The sequence below is a fragment of the Streptosporangium sp. CA-115845 genome, assembly GCF_050943795.1.
GTDB lineage: Bacteria > Actinomycetota > Actinomycetes > Streptosporangiales > Streptosporangiaceae > Streptosporangium.
This window is the reverse complement of the sequence record NZ_CP191988.1, coordinates 382,987-400,652: the sequence shown is the minus strand read 5'-3', so window position 1 is coordinate 400,652 and position 17,666 is coordinate 382,987. Positions and strand designations below refer to the sequence as shown.

Sequence of the window (17,666 nt, the reverse complement as noted above, 5' to 3'; positions counted from 1 at the left end):
ACAAGCGATCGTTCCAAAAGAGAGCCGAAAACAAACGGACGGCATGATGGGACGAACATTGGTCGAGCGGGCCGAAGAAGCGCCACGAGTGTCACGCCCGGGTGCCATGACACCAGACCTCACCATCGGTGTGGTGGGCCCCCATGACCTCGTTGAACGGGTGATGTTGATGGGGCACGCGGCGGCCCCATTACCCTGCCGCCTGGTGGCGGCGGCATACCGTGATGAGCAGGAGGCCGCGGACAAGGTCACTCGATTGGGAGCCGGGGTGGACGCGTGTCTGTTCGCCAGCCCGGTCCCCTACGACCTGGCCCGGCGATCGGGGGTGCTGACGATGCCCGCGACGTATGTCCAGCTCGGCGGCGCCGCACTGATCGCCGCGCTGGCAAGGGCCGCGATGGACGAGCGGATAGACCCACGCAGGGTCAGCATCGACATCCTGAGCAGAGCAGAGGTCGAGGAGGCCTATAGCGATCTGAGCCTTCCCTCAGGGGACGTACAGAGCCGCGACGAGCCGGGCGCCACCGGCACGATCGCGGCCTTCCATGAACGCCTCGCCCGCCAGGGCAGCACGAGCGGGGCGCTCACCTGCCTGCCCGCGGTCGCCGACCGCCTTCAGACGGCAGGGGTGCCCGTGGTCAGGATCCGCCCCACCTCCGCCGCGGTGCGTACGGCGCTGCACACGGCGGCACTGCTCGGCGCGCACCACCGGCTGGAGGAGTCACAACTCACCGTGGTCCTGGTGGAGGTGCCCACGTTGCGCGAGCCGGTCCGCCGGGCCGCGCCACGCTACTGGCGCGACGAGCTCCGGCTCTCCCTGCACCGGTTGCTGGTGCAGGAGGCCAACCGGATCAACGCGTCGGTCACCGCGGTCGACGATCACAGCTACATGGTCACCGCGACCCGCGGTTCGGTGGCCGCGGCCACCGAGGGGTTCCGGGTCCTGCCGTTCGCCGCGCGGGTCCGTGACGAACTCGGCCTGGCGGTCGAGGTCGGCGTCGGCATGGGCCGTACGACCCACGACGCCGAGTCGCACGCCAGGGCCGCGCTGGCACGCACCCAGGCGGGCAAGCAGGCTCAGGGCTTCGCGGTCGACCGCGAGGGCAGGGCACTGATCCCGGCGCCCAGGATGCCTCCCCAGGGCACGGGACCGCTGAAGCCCAAGGGTGTGGAGGTGCTGGCCCGGCTGGCCGCCAAGCTTGAGGGTGGGGACACGGTGGTGGACGCGGAGGGCGCGGGCAAGATGCTGGGCGTCACCCCGCGTACGGCACGACGATTGCTGCGCACGCTGGTAGACGAGGGACTCGCGTGGCCGCTTCCGCCGAACCGGACGCCGCAACCCGGCCGTCCCCGCCAGTTGTACCGGCTGATCGTGGAGAAGCTCGGCACCCGCTGAGCCCTCCGCCTTTCGACCTGGAGGCTTCCGCCGCACCCGGACGGCGGAACCTCCCAGGTCACGGCCCGCCTGGCTCGGCATGGCGGGACCGGCCGGGGCACGGTCCGCCCCGCCCCGGCACGGCGAGAGTCCGCCAGGCCGCGAGCGCCGATCTCAGCGTGCCGGAGGGGGCCGCACCCCGCGCGCGAGATGTCGGGCCCTGCCAGTATTGTCACGAGCTATGGGTCATGACAGTGCTGACAGCCGTAAGGCGCTCCTCGTCTGGGGGGCGCTGGCGATCGTGTATGTGGTGTGGGGGTCCACCTACCTCGCGATCATGATCGTGATCGAGACGATGCCCCCGTTGCTCAGCGGCGCCATCCGCTTCGTCACGGCCGCGCTCATCCTCGGCGTCGCGGTGCGCCTGCTGAAGGGGCGCGAGTCCTTCCGGATGACCTGGAAGGAGGCCGGTGGGGCCGTCCTGGTCGGCCTGCTGCTGCTGAACGGCGGCAACGGCATGGTCGCCGTGGCCGAGCAGCACATCTCCAGCGGGCTGGCGGCGCTGCTGGTGGCCTCGACGCCACTCTGGCTCGTGATCTTCAGGGTCCTGTTCAGGGACCGGCCTCAGGTACTGACGCTCACGGGGGTGCTCATCGGGTTCGGCGGTGTGGCGGTCCTCTCGCTGACCGGTGGGAGCAGCGCGGCCGACAGCACCGGAATCGTGATCATCCTGCTGGCGTCGCTGTCCTGGTCGGTCGGCTCGTTCCTGACGTCCCGCATCCCGATGCCCGCGAACCCCTTCACCGCGAGCGCCGTCGAGATGGCCGCCGGCGGCGTCGGGCTCGCCCTGACCTCCGCCGTGGTGGGCGAACATGTCGACCTCGCGGGCGTCTCCACCCGGTCGTGGATCGCGCTCGCCTACCTGATCATGGTCGGATCGCTGGTCGGCTTCACGGCGTACGTGTGGCTGCTGAACAACGCCCCGATCTCGCTGGTCTCCACCTACGCCTACGTCAACCCGGTCGTGGCGGTCGTGCTGGGCGCCCTCGTACTGAGCGAGCAGGTCACCGGCCCGATGATCGTGGGCGGCATGGTGATCGTCCTCGGCGTGGCCCTGGTCGTCTCCACGGAGCGACGCAAGAAGCCGGAGCCCGTCTCCGACCCTGAGCCCGCGACCGTGTAGGCCGCGGGCTCGCCCGCGTGAGGCGGTCGTCCCGTCATGACGCTCCCGGCCGGCGCCGAAAGCGCCGCGGCGGGGCGGTCAGCTCCTCGGGAAGGCCGTCGCGGCCGCCAGGAAGGTGTCGTTGGCCTCGGGATCGCCGATGGAGACACGGACGCCCTCACCGGCGAAGGGCCGCACCGCGACGCCCTCGGCCGCGCACGCCTCGGCGAAGTCGAGCGTGCGCTCGCCCAGCCGGAGCCAGACGAAGTTGGCCTCGGTCGCCGGCACCGTCCAGCCCTGGGCGACGAGCGCGCCGCGGACCCGGTCGCGCTCCTTGACCACGACCTCGACCCGCTCCAGCAACTCATCCTCGGCCGCCAGCGAGGCGATCGCGGCGACCTGGGCGAGTTGGTTGACCGCGAACGGCACGGTCGTCTTGCGGACCGCCGACGCCACCGGCTCCGCGGCGATCAGGTAGCCCACCCGGAGCCCGGCCAGGCCGTACGCCTTGGAGAAGGTCCGCAGCACCGCCACGTTCGGCCGGTCGCGGTAGACGGCGATCCCGTCGGGGACCCCGGCGTCCCTGACGTACTCGTGGTAGGCCTCGTCGAGCACGACGAGCACGTCCTGCGGAACCCGGTCGAGGAACGCCTCCAGCTCGGCCGCCTTGACCACGGTGCCGGTGGGGTTGTTCGGGTTGCAGACGAAGATCATGCGGGTGTGCGGGGTGATCGCGTCGGCCATGGCCTCCAGATGGTGCCCCTCGCCCAGCAGCGGGACCCGCACCGAGGTCGCCCCCGCCAGGTCGGCCAGGAGCGGGTACGCCTCGAAGGACCGCCAGGCGTAGATCACTTCGGCGCCCGGCTCGCTCACGGTCTCGAAGAGCTGCTGGGCCACCGTCACCGAGCCCGCGCCGAGTGCGATGTGCTCGGGCGGCACGCCGAACCGCTCGGCGAGCGCCTCGGTCAGCCCGGTGGCGGCCGGATCGGGATAGCGGTGCATCTGGGCCGCGGCCCTGGCGACCGCCTCGACGACCGAGGGCAGCGGCTCGTAGGGAGATTCGTTCGAGGAGAGCTTGTAGGACCGGCCGTCGGCGGACACCACGGCCTTGCCCGCCCGGTAAGGGGGCATTGTGTCCAGGATCGCGCGGAAACGAGGCATGGCCTTACTTTATGAGCAGCGGGCGGATGGGGCATCATCCTGTAAGACTGGAGGTGAGAGGCATGCCCGACCGGAAGGACGACATGAGCATCGCACCGCTGGCCGAGAGGCCGAGCGCCGAGGCGCCGGACGCCGAGACGGAGTCGCCCGAGCTGGAGCCGCTGCCCGCCTGGGTGTTTCCTCCCAAAGCGGGCTTCTCGGCCGAGGACCTCGACCGACTTCGAGGGATCCCTCCGCACACGGAACTCATCGATGGCACTCTCGTCTTCGTGAGCCCCCAGACCAACTTCCACATGTCTGCGCTCTTTCTCCTGGAGAGCGAGCTACGTCGCGCCGTTCCGGCCGACCTGCGCGTTCGCAGGGAGATGACGGTGACACTTGGAAGGCGTCAACGACCCGAGCCGGACGTTCTGGTGGTCCGTGCCGAGGCTGTGAAGGGGCTGAAGCAGACCACCTACCAACCGGACGACGTCGTCCTCGCCGTCGAGGTGGTCTCCGCCGAGTCGGAGATCCGCGACCGGGAGCGCAAGCCCGTCCTCTACGCCCAGGCCGGCATCACCCACTTCTGGCGGATCGAGGAGAAGGACGACCGCCCGGTCGCCTACGTCTACGAGCTGGACCCGGCGACCAGGACCTACGCGCTCATGGGGATCCACCACGACCGGTTGAAGGTCGGCGTCCCGTTCGACATCGACATCGACCTGACGGAGATCGACGACCTCTGATCGGCCGCGGGCGGGGTCCACGGCTCACCACGGCGCCCCCCGAACTCCGCACCCGCGACGTGATCGACCGTCCCTACTCCTTGAGGGAGCGGAGCATCGGGGGGTGGAGGAACGTGGCGGGGCCACGGCGGTAGAGCTTGGCGGGGCGGCCGCCGTCGCGGGTGGTGGTGTCGCCGGTGGGTACCAGGAAGCCCTCGGCCCTGGTGACCTTGCGGTGGAAGTTCCGCGGGTCGAGGACGCGGCCCCAGACGATCTCGTAGACCCGGCGCAGCTCGGCCACCGTGAACTCCGGCGGGCAGAAGGCCGCGCCGAGCGGGGTGTATTCGAGCTTGCCCCGGGCCCGCTCGATCCCGTCGACCAGGATACGCCGGTGGTCGAAGGCCATCTCGCGCAACGCGGAGACCGGTTGCCAGCTCATGTGCGCCTCGGTGGAGGCGGGAAGGTCGGGGGCGAGACCGAGGTAGGCCACGCTCAGCACGCGCTGGCGCGGGTCGCGGTCGGGGTAGCCGTAGGTCTGGAGCTGTTCCAGGTGTACCGGGGCGCCCGGCAGGCCCGCCCGCTCCGCGAGGATCCGCTCCGCGGCGGCGGGTAGGTCCTCGTCGAGGTGGATGAAGCCGCCTGGCAGGGCCCAGCGTCCCTCGTACGGCGGGTTGTCGCGCCGCCAGACGAGTGCGCTCAGCGCCTGGAAACGCACCGTGAGGACGACCAGGTCCACGCTGACGGGAATGCGCGGAACCATGGCAGGCACGTTACACCGGTCAGAGCCGCACGCGGACGTGCAACGGCTCGGAGGCGGCACGTCCGTCGGCCGCGGTGACCAGGACCTGGACCCAGGCGTCCTCGGGCACCTGGGACCAGTCGAACGGGATCCACGCCGTCTCCATCCGCACCGGCAGGCCGGGCGGCATGTCCGTGAGGTTCACCCCGGCCACCTCGACGACACGGGGCTCCTGCTGGCCCTCCCAGGTGATCGTGACCTTGGACCCCATGGGCATGTTGTAGCCGCGGATCTCCACACCGTCCTGGATGTCGCGCTGCATGCGGACCGCGTCGGCCGCGATGGGCCGGTTCCAGTCGCGGGCGATCTCCTCGGCGAGGGACGGCGAGCCGCAGGTGTAGAAGTCGCTCCACATGTAGGAGACGACCTTGGAGACGTAGCGCCCGACCTGTGCCACGGCAGCGTCTAGCCGTTCCTTGTCGGTGCTCCCCCTCTTGTACCCGGCCGCGCAGGTCTCCTCGCCGGACGGCTCGAATGCCTCGACGTTGGCCCAGAGTTCCACGTTGTGGCCCCGCTCGGCCATCTCCGTCCGGACGGTTGACATCTCCCGGTAGTAATCACGGGTCGAGCCGTGGTAAGCCTCGCCGTTGGTCTTCTCCCCGACGACCGGCCACAGCCGCTTGTCGACCTTCTCCTCGCGTTGGTCGGGCCAGAACAGCCCGACCTTCCCCGTTCCCCGGCTGTCCTGCGGCGCGATGATCCCGACCCCGGTCCGGACAAGGGCCTCGAAGCCCCTGGCCACCTGCTTGGGAGTGGCGCTGAACGGCCGCTGCCTGCGGGCGTCGAGGTAGGGACTGACAAGGACGGGCCTGCCCGGCATCTCCTGCTCGACGATCTCGTGCTGCGAGGCGTACATCCTGAGCGTCGGGTGGTCGTCGTCCGACTCGCCGGTGTACTTCATCTCCCGCATCTGCAGCTCGAACGGCTGGTAGAAGCCGCCCAGCGAGGCCCGTTCCCGGAAGCGGGCACCGTAGTCCTGCATGATGCGCCGGGTGAGCGTGGTGAGCGTGTTCGTGCCCTGCTTGGCGGCCCGGGTCTGCTGCGCCGGGTCGCGAGGGGCCAGCGGCAGCGCGGGGAACACCTTCACCCCGAACTGGTCGCCGAGATCGAGCAACTCGGTGAGGCTGTCCTGGTGCGCGCCCGCGATCAGGATCACGTGGTAGCCGCGCCCCTTGCCCCTGATGTTCTCGCAGCTCGCGTCGTCGCTGCCGTCGTCGGTGGCGATGATCCGATAGAAGACGGCCTTCCTCGTGACGATCTTCCGCTCGAACTCGGGGCAGCGGAAGAGCTGGGAGCCGAACGCCTCGTCGGTCCGGTAGACGAACGTCCAGCTCACCCGGTTGCCCGGGTTCGCGGCCTTGAGGTCGTTCTCCGCCGCGGTCACGCACGGCACCCCGTTCTCCTCGCACGGCTCGTAGCGGGGATCGACCTTCCCCTCGCCGTCGAGGATCCGGCCGTCGTCGTCGACCCTGCGGGCCTGCAGGCCCCAGCCGATCCGGATCACGGTGTCACCGCCCACCTTGTGGATGGCGGCGAACTGCCGCCGCCAGGTGCAGTGGTCGGCGGTCGGGACGAGCCAGTAGCCGGTGATCGCGTACGGCGCCGCCATGGCCGTGTCGAACGTTCCACACGGGTCGGTGAACTCGGTCGACTCCGGGACCGGAACCGAGGGGGAAGGCGAGGGGGAGGGGGAGAGTGGCGAGCTCACGCTGGTCGGAGAACTGTCTTCGGCAGGCGTGATCATCACGAACGCCGCCACTCCCGCGAGGATCGCCACGCCCAGAAAAGCGATGAGCCAGCGCACGTTCAGGACACTACCGTTCTTGTGATCTGGCAGACATAAGGAGCTTTGCCATACCGGAAATCAGCTCTTGACGCCCGCCCACGCCTCCAGTTGGGCGACGAAACGACGGGCCGAGTTGGGCCAGTGGTGGTTCGCACGGGCCGCCGCATACCCCCGAGCGCCCTGGGCATGCCTGGCTGAGGCGTCGTCGCGGAGGAAGAGCACGGCCTGGGCCACGGCCTTGGGGTCCTGCCAGGGCACGACCATGCCGCTGTCGTAGCGCTCGACCAGCTCCACCGCGCGAGGCGAGGGGGTGGTGATCACCGGAATGCCGTGGGCCATGTACTCCACGATCTTCGTGGGCATGGAGTGCCGGTAGTTGGGCTCGTCGTGCAGCAGGGAGAGACCGGCCAGCGCGCCGTCGAGCCGCTTGAGCGCCTCGTCGTTGGGCATGAAGTCGCGCCACTCCAGTACGCCCTCCGCCACCGCCTCGTTCAGGGTCGGCCGCGACTGCGGGTCGGCGTAGCCGATCAGCTCGACCGACACCCGGTACGGCTGGAGCAGCCGGGCCACCTCGATGGCCTCGCGCACCCCGCGCGCCTCCGACAGCCAGCCGAGGTAGACGACGCGGTCGTCGCCCGGCGGCGTCACCTCGTCGGGCACCCAGGTCTCGTTGGGCACCACCAGGTGGGTCTGGCGGAAGCGTCCGGCGTAGGCGGTCTCGGCCAGCAGCAGGTGCAGGTACCGCTCGGCGGTGCCTTCGAGCAGGCGGGCCATGAAGCGCGCCGGCGGGCGGAGGAACGCCGGCAGCCAGGGCTTCAGTGACAACGTCGCCGGAGTGTCCTCGTGCACGTCCCAGACCACCGGGGGCCGCTTGCGCACCCCCACCACCGCGAGCAGCAGCTCCGGGTCGTGGATGACCACCAGGTCCACCTGGCCGCGCATGCGCTTGAAGACCTTGCGCGCGGCGCGCACCGCCGACAGCCGCCTGCGCTCGGCCGCACGGGGGAGGTCGACGCCGTTCACCCAGGATCGGGCCATGACGCCCCGCGCCGTGTACGGGGCCGCGTACGTGACCTCATGACCGGCGTCCACGAGCGCGCGGATCTGCCGGTGCAGGATCCGGGCGTCCTCGGGATGATGCACCACGGTCATGACGAGCACGTGCACTGCGCGCAGCCCTTCGTCGCTAGAGCCGCTCGACGCGTTCACCCTCGGCGAGCACGCCTCGGGTGTCGAGCACGAGCTTGCCTTGGTCCTCGACAATCGACAGATCGAAGGCGGCGTGTTGCTGGAGCAACAGCGTCACGTCGGCTTCGACGACTCCCCTTGCGAGGTCTTCCTCGCGCGGTACCTGAACTCCGTCGACCCGCCAGTCCTTGACGTACGGGTCGGCGAAGACCAGTTCCGCGCCCAGCTCCCGCAGCGCCCGCGCGACCGGCAGGGCCGGGGTCTCGCGCTCGTCGGCGATGTCGGGCTTGTACGTGACACCGAGCAACAGCACCCTGGAGCCGTTGACCGGCTTCCTGTGCCGGTTGAGCAGACGCTGCACGCGGGCCACCACGTACGACGGCATCCGCTCGTTGATCTCCTGGGCCAGCTCGACGAAGCGGAACGGGTAGCCCAGCTTGCGCACCGTGTAGGAGAGGTAGGACGGGTCGACGGGGATGCAGTGACCACCGACACCTGGTCCGGGGAGGAACTTCTGGAAGCCGAACGGCTTGGTGGCGGCGGCCTCGATCGACTCCCAGAGGTCGACGCCCAGCTCGTCGCAGAAGATCGCCATCTCGTTGACGAGGGCGATGTTGACGTGGCGGTAGGTGTTCTCCAGGAGCTTGGCCATCTCGGCCTCGCGGGTGCCGCTGACCGGCACGACCTGCTCGATGAACTGGGAGTAGAACCCGACCGCGCGGTCCTTGCAGGCGGAGGTGTAGCCGCCGACGACCTTCGGGGTGTTGCGCAGGCCGTACTTGGGGTTGCCCGGGTCGATGCGCTCGGGCGAGAAGGCGAGGTGGAAGTCGGTGCCCGCGGTGAGGCCGGAGCCCTCCTCCAGGATGGGACGGGCGACCTCGTCGGTGGTGCCGGGCCAGGTGGTGGACTCCAGAACCACCAGCGAGCCCGCGCGGAGGTTACGTGCGACGGTGCCGGTGGCGCCCTCGACCGCGGACAGGTCGGGGCGGTGGTCCTCGTCGAGCGGGGTCGGCACGCAGATGACGATGGTCCGGCTGTCGGCCAGAACGGACTCGTCCCCCGTGGCGGTGAATCCCCCCGCCAGCATGTGCTCAAGGTCGGCGTCGGTCAGGTCGTCGATGTAGGACCGGCCCGCGTTGAGAGCAGCGATCTTGCCGGGGTCGACCTCGAAGCCGACGACCCGCAGACCGGCTGCCGTGGCCTCCTTGGCCAGGGGCATGCCGACGTAGCCCAGACCGATGATGGCCAGGTCGTAGGCAGTCACTGGATGACCTTGGAACGCCGGAAACAACACTTCATGGTCGCAAAGGCTATCTCAAGTCCGAACGAGCTACGCCTAATGTGATTGAACGCATCACAAACGGCAGGTATCCCCGGTGCCATGACAAGGTCATTAACCAGCAATCGATCGGTAAATATCACGGTACGTCTCCGCGATGCGGCTCCACGTACGCTTCGCGGCCACCTCTGCCCGGCCGGCCTCACCCATCTCGGCCCTCCGTCCCGGATCGTCACGCAGTCCGGCGATCGCCTTGGCCAGTGCCTCGGGGTCTCCCGCCGGCACCAGGAGCCCGGCGCCCTCGGAGCCCACGAGCTCCGACAGGGCGGGCAGGTCGCTCAGCACGACCGGTTTGCCGAGAGCCATCGCCTCGACCGGTTTCAATGGCGTAACAAGTCGGCAGACGCGCAGGTCCTCGCGGGGACAGACGAAGATATCGATCGCCGCCTGGGCCTGCAGCGCCTCGTCGGGGCCGACCCGTCCCGGCATGATCGCGATGTCGCCGAGCCCCAGTTCCTCGACCTGCTCCAGCAGTGCCGCCCGCTCCACGCCGTCACCGACGAGCAGCATCCTGACCGGTGCGCCCTCGTCCCGCAGCAGCGCGGCAGCGTTGACCATGGTGGCGAAGCCCTCGTAGGCCACGATGCTCGACACCGAACCCATGACGATGTCCCCGGGCTCGATGCCGTAGGCGGCGCGGAACGCCGCACCGTCGTACTCGGCACTGAGCAGCGAGTCGTCCACCGCGTTCGGCGCCAGGTAGATCTTTTCTCTCGGCACCCCGCGCTCGACGATCTCGGCTGCCATGGTCTCGGCGAGGGTGACCACCGCGTCGGCGGAGCGCATGATGAACGCCTCGCGGTCGCGCTGGAGCACGTGCCGCTGGCTGCCGATGCGTTTGGGGTCGCGGGAGGCCCAGGTCTCCTCCAGGAAGCCCCGGACCTCGTAGACCATCGGCGTGCCGGTCCGCTCACGCACCGCCAGCGCCACCGAGCCGTTCCGGTGGTCGGTCGCGGCGTGCAGCACCTGCGGACGCAGGGTCCTGACCAGCTCGGTGACCTCTCCGGCGCCCCGGATCATCCGCCCCTGGCTCTCGAAGGGCACCTCACCACTCGGGATCAGCCGGTGGTAGGGAATCCCGTCGATCTCCTCGTACGGCGTCGCGTCGGCGTGGCCCTGCATCATCGGCCAGCCCCAGCTGGTCACGACGTGCGGATCCAGCCCGGCGGCCTTCTGCGAGGTGACGATGCGGTGCGTGCGAACCGTGTATCCGGCCTGCGTGTACGGCAGCGCGTTGGTCACGCAGTGCAGCACCCGGCCGTGGAACCGCTCGCCCACGATCACCTTCGCCTTGGGCGGGATCGGGTTCGGCTGGATCGCGGCCAGTTCTCCGGCGTAGTAGGCGGCCCGGCGCCTGATGAAGGGGTAGCGGGTGTGGGCCTGGAGCACCTCGGCGGCCTCGCTCATCCGGCCGGCGTCGAAGTGCTCCTTCGCCTCGGTCCACGGGCCCTTCACCATGCGCATGCCGAGCTTGCGGACAACGATCTTGGCTCGGCGCGCGACGGGCCAGGCGAACCGGCCCACGACGGGACGGACACTCGGCGGGAGCGCCTCGGCCGCCGCCTGCGCCACGCGTACCGGGTCGGACTTGACCTTTGTCGCCACGACCCGGGAGACGATCACCGGATGCTGGACGAAACCCTTGATCAGCCCGCGCAGGCCGGCCCTGGCCGACTTCGCCGACACCGGGGCCGGTGACGCCGGCTCCGCGGGGACCTTCTCCTCGGCCTGGGGCGTCGCTGGAGTGGGAAGCGTCGCCGACGCCTGGGGCGTGTCCGAACCGGGAAGCGTCTCCACGACCGGGGGCGTCTCCGCACTCGGCGGCGGGGCGGGCTCCGTGGGCATCTCCACGGCCGGAGGCATCTCCACGGCCGAGGTCGTCTCCGGTTCGGAGGGGGTTTCCGCCTCCGGGGTCGTCACCGTGCCCGAGGTCGCCACCGGCTCCGCGTCAGGCTCGGCGGCCGGAGGCGTCACCGATATGGCGGGGGTCGCCGGCGCCGAGGGCTTCTCGGGAGCCGAGGGCTTCGCGGGAACCGAGGGGGAGTCTGGCCTGTTGGCATCGGATACCACGCCGTGACCGTACCATAGGCAAGGTTTGCCCCACTGCCGCATGAAAGGCGAGGTCAATGAGGGACTTTGCCGGTCCGGGCGCTTCCCAGGGCCCCGAGAATCCCCTTGTCCTGCACGTGCTCGGCGCGCGGCCCAACTTCGTGAAGGCCGCTCCGGTGGTGCGCGCGCTCACCGAACTGGGCGTGCGACAGGGCATCATCCACACCGGCCAGCACTACGACGCGCTCATGTCCGACGTGTTCTTCGCCGACCTCGGCCTCCCCGAGCCGATCGCCAACCTGGGCGTCGGTTCCGGCTCGCACGCCCGCCAGACGGCGGCGCTGCTCGTCGGCCTTGAGGACGTGGTGCTTGAGCAGCGGCCGACGCTGGTCGTCGTCTACGGCGACGTGAACTCGACGCTGGCCGCGATCCTGGTGTGCGCCAAGCTGCACGTGCCGACCGCGCACGTGGAGGCGGGCCTGCGCTCCTTCGACCGGGAGATGCCGGAGGAGGTCAACCGGGTCGTCACCGACGCGCTGTCCGACATCCTCTTCGCCACCTCTCCCGACGCGCTCTCCCACCTGGCCGCCGAGGGGGTCGACCCGGCCCGGGTGCACCTCGTCGGCAACCCGATGATCGACAGCCTGTTCTCGGCGCTGGACCACCTCGATCCGGCCCCGGTCCGCTCCCGGCTCGGCCTGCCCGAGCGGTACGGGGTGGCCACCCTGCATCGTCCCGGCAACGTCGACGACCCCGTCTCCGCCAAGGAGCTGGTCGAGGCGGTGCTCTCGGTGAGCGAGCGCCTCCCGATCGTGGTGCCGCTGCACCCGCGCGGCCGGACCCGCCTGGCCGAGGCCGGGCTGGTGGACACCGAGAAGCTGCGCATCGTCGATCCGCTGGGCTACGTGGACTTCCTGTCGCTGGTGCGGGGCGCGACCCTGGTGGTCACCGACTCCGGCGGCGTGCAGGAGGAGACGACCATGCTGGGCGTCCCCTGCCTCACCGTGCGGCCCAACACCGAGCGGCCGATCACCATCACGCACGGCACCAACCGGCTGGTCACCCCCGCGCAGTTGCCCGCCGCCGCCGACCTGGCACTGGCGGACGGCGCGGCGACGCCTTCCGGTGAGCTGCCCCCGCTCTGGGACGGCAAGGCCGGTCCCCGGATCGCCCGAGTGATCGAGAACTGGCTGCGCGGCGGCAACCTCTCCCCGGCTGGGCAAGCCGTACCGCCCAAATCCCTTTAAAACGGCTATTTCGGCACGGCATAGGCCGTAGCCTGGCACGACCCCGGACAAAGGCGATCCCCCATGAGCGAAGAGACCCCCGAAGAGCCGAAGTTCCAGCGTCTTGGGCCGATCAACTGGCTGCCCGAGGAGCGCAAGGTCGTCGAGCGCTTCGAGGAGCGTGTCCGGGACCTTGAGCGGCGGCTCGCCATCGCCCAGGCGAAGGCCGACTACGCGCAGTGGAAGCTGGAGTCGACCAAGGTGCAGCGCCCGTACCGGGTGGCCGAGGCGCTGACCGCGGCCAAGGGATCGGGGGTCACCGCGCTGCCGGGCAGGCTGCGCTCCGCGATGCGGTCGCGCAAGGGCCCCAAGCCGCCCCGCCCGGTGGCCGAGGTGGTCGCCGAGCTCGACCAGCAGGGGCCCGTGGTCGACGTGCCGCAGGTCAAGTGGCCGGCCGGTCCGATCGTCCGTCCGGACATGAAGGTCGCGGTCATCCTGGACGACTTCTCCCGGATGGCGTTCAAGTACGAGTGGGACCAGATCGAGTTCGGGCTCCGCGACTGGCCGGAGATCTTCGCCGAGCGCCGTCCCGAGATCCTGTTCGTGGAGTCGGCCTGGCACGGCAACCAGGGCCGCTGGCGCTACCAGATGACCGGGACGAACGCCCCCAAGCCCGAGCTGCGCGCCCTGATCGACTGGTGCCGCGCCGAGGGCGTCCCCACGGTCTTCTGGAACAAGGAGGACCCGCCGAACTTTGACTTCTTCATCGACACGGCCAAGCTGTTCGACTACGTCTTCACCTGCGACGGCGACATGGTGCCCCGCTACCGCGAGGTGCTGGGCCACGACCGGGTCGACGTGCTGCAGTTCGCCGCGCAGCCCCGGGTGCACAACCCGATCCAGGAGAAGCGCGGCCGCCTGAACGACGTGGTCTTCGCCGGCATGTACTTCAGGGACAAGCACCCCGAGCGCCGCGAGCAGATGGAGACCGTCCTCGCCCCGATCCGCGAGCTCGGCCTGCACATCTTCGCGCGCAACGGGACCGTGGACGAGAAGTACGCCTGGCCTGCCGAGTACGTCCCGCACATCGTGGGCGAACTCCCGTACGACCAGATGCTGGCCGCGTACAAGATGTACAAGGTCTTCCTCAACGTGAACTCGGTGCTCGACTCGCCGACCATGTGCGCCCGCCGGGTCTTCGAGCTGTCGGCCTGCTCGACGTCGATCGTCTCGGGCTGGTCTCGGGCCATCGAGGAGACCTTCGGGTCGCTGATCCCGATCGCCCGTGACGAGCTGGAGTCGTACAACCAGGTCCTGCACCTGATCAACAGCCCCGAGCTGCGTGCCCGCCAGGGGCACCTGGCGATGCGCGAGGTCTTCGACAAGCACCTGTTCTCGCACCGGGTGGACCAGATCCTGGAACTGCTCGGCAAGCCGGTGCAGCGGCGGACCCGGTCGATCTCGGTGGTGCTGCCCACCAACCGCGCCGCCCAGATCGAGCACGCGATCTCCTCGGTGGCCAAGCAGATCCACCGCCCCGTCCAGCTCGTCATGGTCCTGCACGGCCTGGACATCGACCCCGTCGTGGTGGCGGACAAGGCGCGGATGGCCGGGATCACCGACGTCGTGGTGCTGCCCGCCGACGCGTCACTGTCGCTGGGCGCCTGCCTCAACCTGGGCATCGCCGCCGCGGAGGGCGAGCTGATCGCCAAGATGGACGACGACAACCTGTACGGCGAGCACTACCTGTCGGACCTGGCCCGCGCCTTCGACTACTCCGACGCCGAACTGGTCGGCAAGGGCGCGCACTACGCCTACTTCGAGGGCAGCAACACCACGATGCTGCGTCTGCCGGGGCTGGAGCACCGTTACGCCTTCCTGGTGCAGGGCGGCACCTTCCTCGGCAGGGCCGACATGTTCCGGCACTACGGCTTCGAGGACGTCACCCGGGGCGAGGACACCCGCCTGGTCCGCCGGCTCAAGGAGGACCGGGTCAAGATCTACTCCGCGGACCGGTTCAACTTCGTCTACTGGCGCAGCGGCGACGCGGGCATGCACACCTGGCAGGCCGACGACATCAAGCTCACCCGGAACGCGCAGTTCTCCTTCGTGGGGCATCCGGACGCGCATGTGATGATCTGATTTTCTGGCCGGGGCGTCGCGGGGGGTTTCCGGCGTGCTCGATGACGGGTCGGCTGCTCTTGCGGGGACGCGTTCTCTTGCGGGGACGTGTTCGCGCTCCGGTGGGCGGGTGCTCCGGGCGGCCGTTGTTGGTGGCGGGTCTGGAGGGTCAGGCCTTCGGCCTGGCGGGCGCGCTGGTTGCGGATTCTTATAAGCCGCCCGGAGCACCCACCCACCTCCGCGCACCCCTTGCCTTGCCGTACGCCCTGCGGGCCGTAGCCGCTTCCTCGCGGACCGCCCATCGGGCTCTTCGACGCTGAAGCAATCCGTACGGGGGGCGTTCTGGGTCCGTCGTCGTAGCTGAAGCGCCGGTGCGGGAAGGAGCGCAGAGGGCTCACCATGGTTCGTCTCAAATGGGAGATGCTGCTCCTGGTTTCTGATGATTTGAGGTTGCTCATCGTGTAGTAGGAGCGGGCCCTGGGAACAGCGCCTGAGCCAAAGGCCATCAGCGCGATTTGAGCACTTCGATCTGAAACCGCTGAACCAACGCCCGCGCCTCGTCCTCCCGTCCGGAGGGCACCGCGACGTCGGTGAGCAGCCACAGCTCGCCCTTCGCCCTCACGGTGAACCGCAAGCATGCGGGGATCTCGTTGGTAGCGATGAAGTCGGCCGCTCGGCGAGAGCCAGGCCCTCGTGCAGGCTCTGGGTGATCTCAGGGTCGGCCCCGCAGGTTCCACAGTTTCTGACGGCGCGCACCGGACACCAGGGGTTTCAGCCGCAGGGACTCATGATGACGGCAAAGCCCTTGAGCAGGCCGACCGTGCCGAGAAGAAGCGCGAGAGCGATCACCCCCAAGGTGACGCCCTTGCGCACCCGGGGTTGATAGTCGGTGAGACCGGTGACGGCATCCCACCCGGCCACCAGGGCGATGAACATCGCGAGACCGCCCAGACCGATCCCCGCAAGGTCGGTGTAGTCGCAGGTGGACTGCCCGTTGACCGTCAGGGTGGTCAGGTCCACGCGCACGACGACGGCGAGCACACCGACGACGAGCGCGGCCCAGGACTTGGACGACGCCATGCGGAGGTTCATGACCAGAATTTATCGGCGTCCTGTTGGGCACAGCTTGCAACCGGCTGCAACGCTCCGCCGCCGAAACCCCGGGGCCGTGAGAGATGACATCAGGCGCGGGCGAGCATGATGTCCTGAATCTTAGGAACCGGTGGGTTCGAGCGGACAGTACATGTGTGTGGAGACGACTATGCGCGCCCGGGTGCGCGCCGGAGATCCGGACGCCTTCAGCCGGCTGTTCGACGACCACGCACGCTCGGTCTACAACCACGCCTTCCGGCTGACCGGCGACTGGTCGGTCGCCGAGGACGTGGTGTCGGTGACCTTCCTGGAGGCATGGCGGCTGCGGGGCAGGGTCGACGGGGAGGGCGGTTCGCTGCGGCCCTGGCTGCTGGGCGTCGCGACCAACGTCGCCCGTAACGTCAACCGCGCCTTGCGGCGGCACGAGGGGGCGCTGGCCAGGCTGCCTCCGGGCGGGGTGGTGCCGGACATCGCCGAGGAGGTGGCGGGGCGCGTCGACGACGACGAGTTGCTGGCTTCGGTCCGGGTCGCGCTGGGCACACTGCGCAGGTCCGAGCGGGAGGTGATCGCGCTGTGCGTGTGGGCCGGGCTCGGGTACGCCGAGGCGGCGGAGGCACTCGGCGTACCGATGGGCACGGTCCGCTCCCGGCTCTCCCGGGCGAGGAAGAGGTTGCGGAAGCTCGCCGTGGACGCTGTGAAGAGCAGCCGGGAACCATCACGTTTCGGGCGGACGCCCGGGAGAGCACGGGAAGCGCGGTGGCGGCCAGAACACGCGGACCCGGGACACGTGGACTCGGGACACGCGGACCCGGGACACGCGGACCCGGGGCAGGCCGTCGGAGACGTACGGCGCCCCATGCGGATGGCCGGGGAGACTCGGGAACCGCGGTCGCGGCCCGGACAGGTAAATGGTGACCGCGACAACGCGGTCCGGTCCGTTCAGGAGAGAGCCCTATGAATGCCGCCAGGCCCCAGCCTGACCCCGGTCAGATCGAGGAGCTGGCCCGGCTGCTGCCGGTCCCGGTGGAGCGGGACCTTCCGGCGGGCCGTCGCCGACTGCTCAAGGAGCTCATGATGCAGGAGATCGACCAGGAAGTCCGGCCGCGGAAGCGAGTACTGCGGCGTCCGGCCTTCCTCATCCCCGCCCTGGTCGCCACCGCGGCACTTGCGGTGGCCGTACCGGTGTTCGTCTCCGGGGGGAACCCGGCCTACGCCGTGGCGCAGAACCCCGACGGCACCATCCACATCACCATCAACGAGGCCAAGAACCCCAAGGACCTCCAGGCGAGCCTACGGGGCATGGGACTCAACGCGGTCGTGGACTACATCCCGACAGGCAAGAAGTGCAGCCCCCAGCCCCGCAGCCAGAGCTTCCTGTCCAACCAAGAGGCTCCGCTCAGCGTCTGGCCGGCACCGAAGGGCCAGGAGGTGGGCTTCACGATCGACCCCAGGGTCGTCAAGGACGGCCAGACCGCCGTACTGGAGTTCAGCGTCGGCGAGAGTTCGGCCGGGGTGATCGCCGCCGGCATCTGGGCACGGGTCTCCGACGGATCCGTGGCCGACTGCGAGCTGGTCGACAGCACCGAGGCCCCGCTCGGCCCGCCCACGGGCGGCTGACCCATCTCTCCACAGGTGCGGCAGGCCGCCAGGCCATCCCGACAGGG

The 17,666-nt window shown here is 69.7% G+C and carries 16 protein-coding genes; 8 read left to right on the top strand and 8 right to left on the bottom strand.

Annotated features, from left to right (window positions below; genetic code table 11):
- Nucleotides 1-106: 106 nt before the first annotated feature.
- Entirely contained in the window at nt 107-1,396 is a 1,290-nt protein-coding gene (locus tag ACQP0P_RS03905) for a GTP cyclohydrolase IIa (RefSeq protein WP_350922997.1), read from the top strand.
- Between the two features lie 220 nt (nt 1,397-1,616).
- On the top strand, nt 1,617-2,558 hold the full coding sequence (locus tag ACQP0P_RS03900; RefSeq protein ID WP_433370958.1) for an EamA family transporter: 942 nt from the start codon (nt 1,617-1,619) through the stop codon (nt 2,556-2,558).
- A 78-nt stretch (nt 2,559-2,636) separates the two neighbouring features.
- Here ACQP0P_RS03900 and hisC read toward each other — a convergent pair whose 3' ends face one another.
- Nucleotides 2,637-3,698 carry a histidinol-phosphate transaminase gene (gene hisC, locus ACQP0P_RS03895; RefSeq protein ID WP_433370955.1) on the bottom strand — a complete coding sequence of 354 codons (1,062 nt, stop codon included), beginning with the start codon at nt 3,696-3,698 and terminating at the stop codon, nt 2,637-2,639.
- A 62-nt stretch (nt 3,699-3,760) separates the two neighbouring features.
- On the opposite strand from hisC, the gene ACQP0P_RS03890 reads away from it, so the two are divergent.
- On the top strand, nt 3,761-4,423 hold the full coding sequence (locus ACQP0P_RS03890) for a Uma2 family endonuclease (protein WP_433370952.1): 663 nt from the start codon (nt 3,761-3,763) through the stop codon (nt 4,421-4,423).
- 73 nt (nt 4,424-4,496) lie between these two features.
- Here the strand turns inward: ACQP0P_RS03890 and ACQP0P_RS03885 are convergent, their stop codons facing one another.
- From ACQP0P_RS03885 to ACQP0P_RS03865, 5 genes are all read right to left on the bottom strand, one after another.
- Nucleotides 4,497-5,162, bottom strand: a complete 666-nt coding sequence (locus ACQP0P_RS03885) for an NUDIX hydrolase (protein ID WP_433370949.1) — start codon at nt 5,160-5,162, stop codon at nt 4,497-4,499.
- Nucleotides 5,163-5,181: 19 nt separating this feature from the next.
- Nucleotides 5,182-7,005 (bottom strand): DUF4434 domain-containing protein, encoded by a 1,824-nt coding sequence (locus ACQP0P_RS03880; RefSeq protein ID WP_433370946.1) that lies wholly within the window; start codon nt 7,003-7,005, stop codon nt 5,182-5,184.
- Between the two features lie 60 nt (nt 7,006-7,065).
- Nucleotides 7,066-8,154, bottom strand: a complete 1,089-nt coding sequence (locus tag ACQP0P_RS03875) for a glycosyltransferase (RefSeq protein WP_433370944.1) — start codon at nt 8,152-8,154, stop codon at nt 7,066-7,068.
- Between the two features lie 19 nt (nt 8,155-8,173).
- On the bottom strand, nt 8,174-9,439 hold the full coding sequence (locus tag ACQP0P_RS03870) for a nucleotide sugar dehydrogenase (RefSeq protein WP_433370941.1): 1,266 nt from the start codon (nt 9,437-9,439) through the stop codon (nt 8,174-8,176).
- A gap of 129 nt (nt 9,440-9,568) precedes the next feature.
- Entirely contained in the window at nt 9,569-11,200 is a 1,632-nt protein-coding gene (locus ACQP0P_RS03865; RefSeq protein WP_433370938.1) for a glycosyltransferase family 4 protein, read from the bottom strand.
- Between ACQP0P_RS03865 and ACQP0P_RS03860 the strand changes: the two genes are divergently transcribed.
- The 3 genes from ACQP0P_RS03860 (at nt 11,157) to ACQP0P_RS03850 (ending at nt 14,931) form a co-directional block, all read left to right on the top strand.
- Nucleotides 11,157-11,591: a hypothetical protein gene (locus ACQP0P_RS03860; protein ID WP_433370936.1), complete on the top strand. Its 435-nt coding sequence runs from the start codon at nt 11,157-11,159 to the stop codon at nt 11,589-11,591. The genes ACQP0P_RS03865 and ACQP0P_RS03860 overlap by 44 nt on opposite strands.
- A gap of 49 nt (nt 11,592-11,640) precedes the next feature.
- On the top strand, nt 11,641-12,810 hold the full coding sequence (wecB, locus tag ACQP0P_RS03855; protein WP_433370933.1) for a non-hydrolyzing UDP-N-acetylglucosamine 2-epimerase: 1,170 nt from the start codon (nt 11,641-11,643) through the stop codon (nt 12,808-12,810).
- A gap of 63 nt (nt 12,811-12,873) precedes the next feature.
- Entirely contained in the window at nt 12,874-14,931 is a 2,058-nt protein-coding gene (locus ACQP0P_RS03850; protein WP_433370931.1) for a glycosyltransferase family protein, read from the top strand.
- A 484-nt stretch (nt 14,932-15,415) separates the two neighbouring features.
- Here ACQP0P_RS03850 and ACQP0P_RS03845 read toward each other — a convergent pair whose 3' ends face one another.
- Together ACQP0P_RS03845 and ACQP0P_RS03840 are read right to left on the bottom strand one after the other, a co-directional pair.
- The gene (locus tag ACQP0P_RS03845) at nt 15,416-15,544 is read right to left on the bottom strand and encodes a hypothetical protein (RefSeq protein WP_433370929.1); all 129 of its coding nucleotides are present in this window, start codon (nt 15,542-15,544) and stop codon (nt 15,416-15,418) included.
- A gap of 137 nt (nt 15,545-15,681) precedes the next feature.
- Entirely contained in the window at nt 15,682-16,002 is a 321-nt protein-coding gene (locus ACQP0P_RS03840) for a hypothetical protein (RefSeq protein WP_433370926.1), read from the bottom strand.
- 169 nt (nt 16,003-16,171) lie between these two features.
- Between ACQP0P_RS03840 and ACQP0P_RS03835 the strand changes: the two genes are divergently transcribed.
- Together ACQP0P_RS03835 and ACQP0P_RS03830 are read left to right on the top strand one after the other, a co-directional pair.
- Nucleotides 16,172-16,960, top strand: coding sequence for an RNA polymerase sigma factor (locus ACQP0P_RS03835; RefSeq protein ID WP_433370923.1), 789 nt, complete (start codon nt 16,172-16,174; stop codon nt 16,958-16,960).
- On the top strand, nt 16,957-17,619 hold the full coding sequence (locus ACQP0P_RS03830; protein WP_433370920.1) for a hypothetical protein: 663 nt from the start codon (nt 16,957-16,959) through the stop codon (nt 17,617-17,619). Before ACQP0P_RS03835 ends, ACQP0P_RS03830 begins: the two co-directional genes overlap by 4 nt.
- The last annotated feature ends 47 nt before the right edge of the window (nt 17,620-17,666 follow it).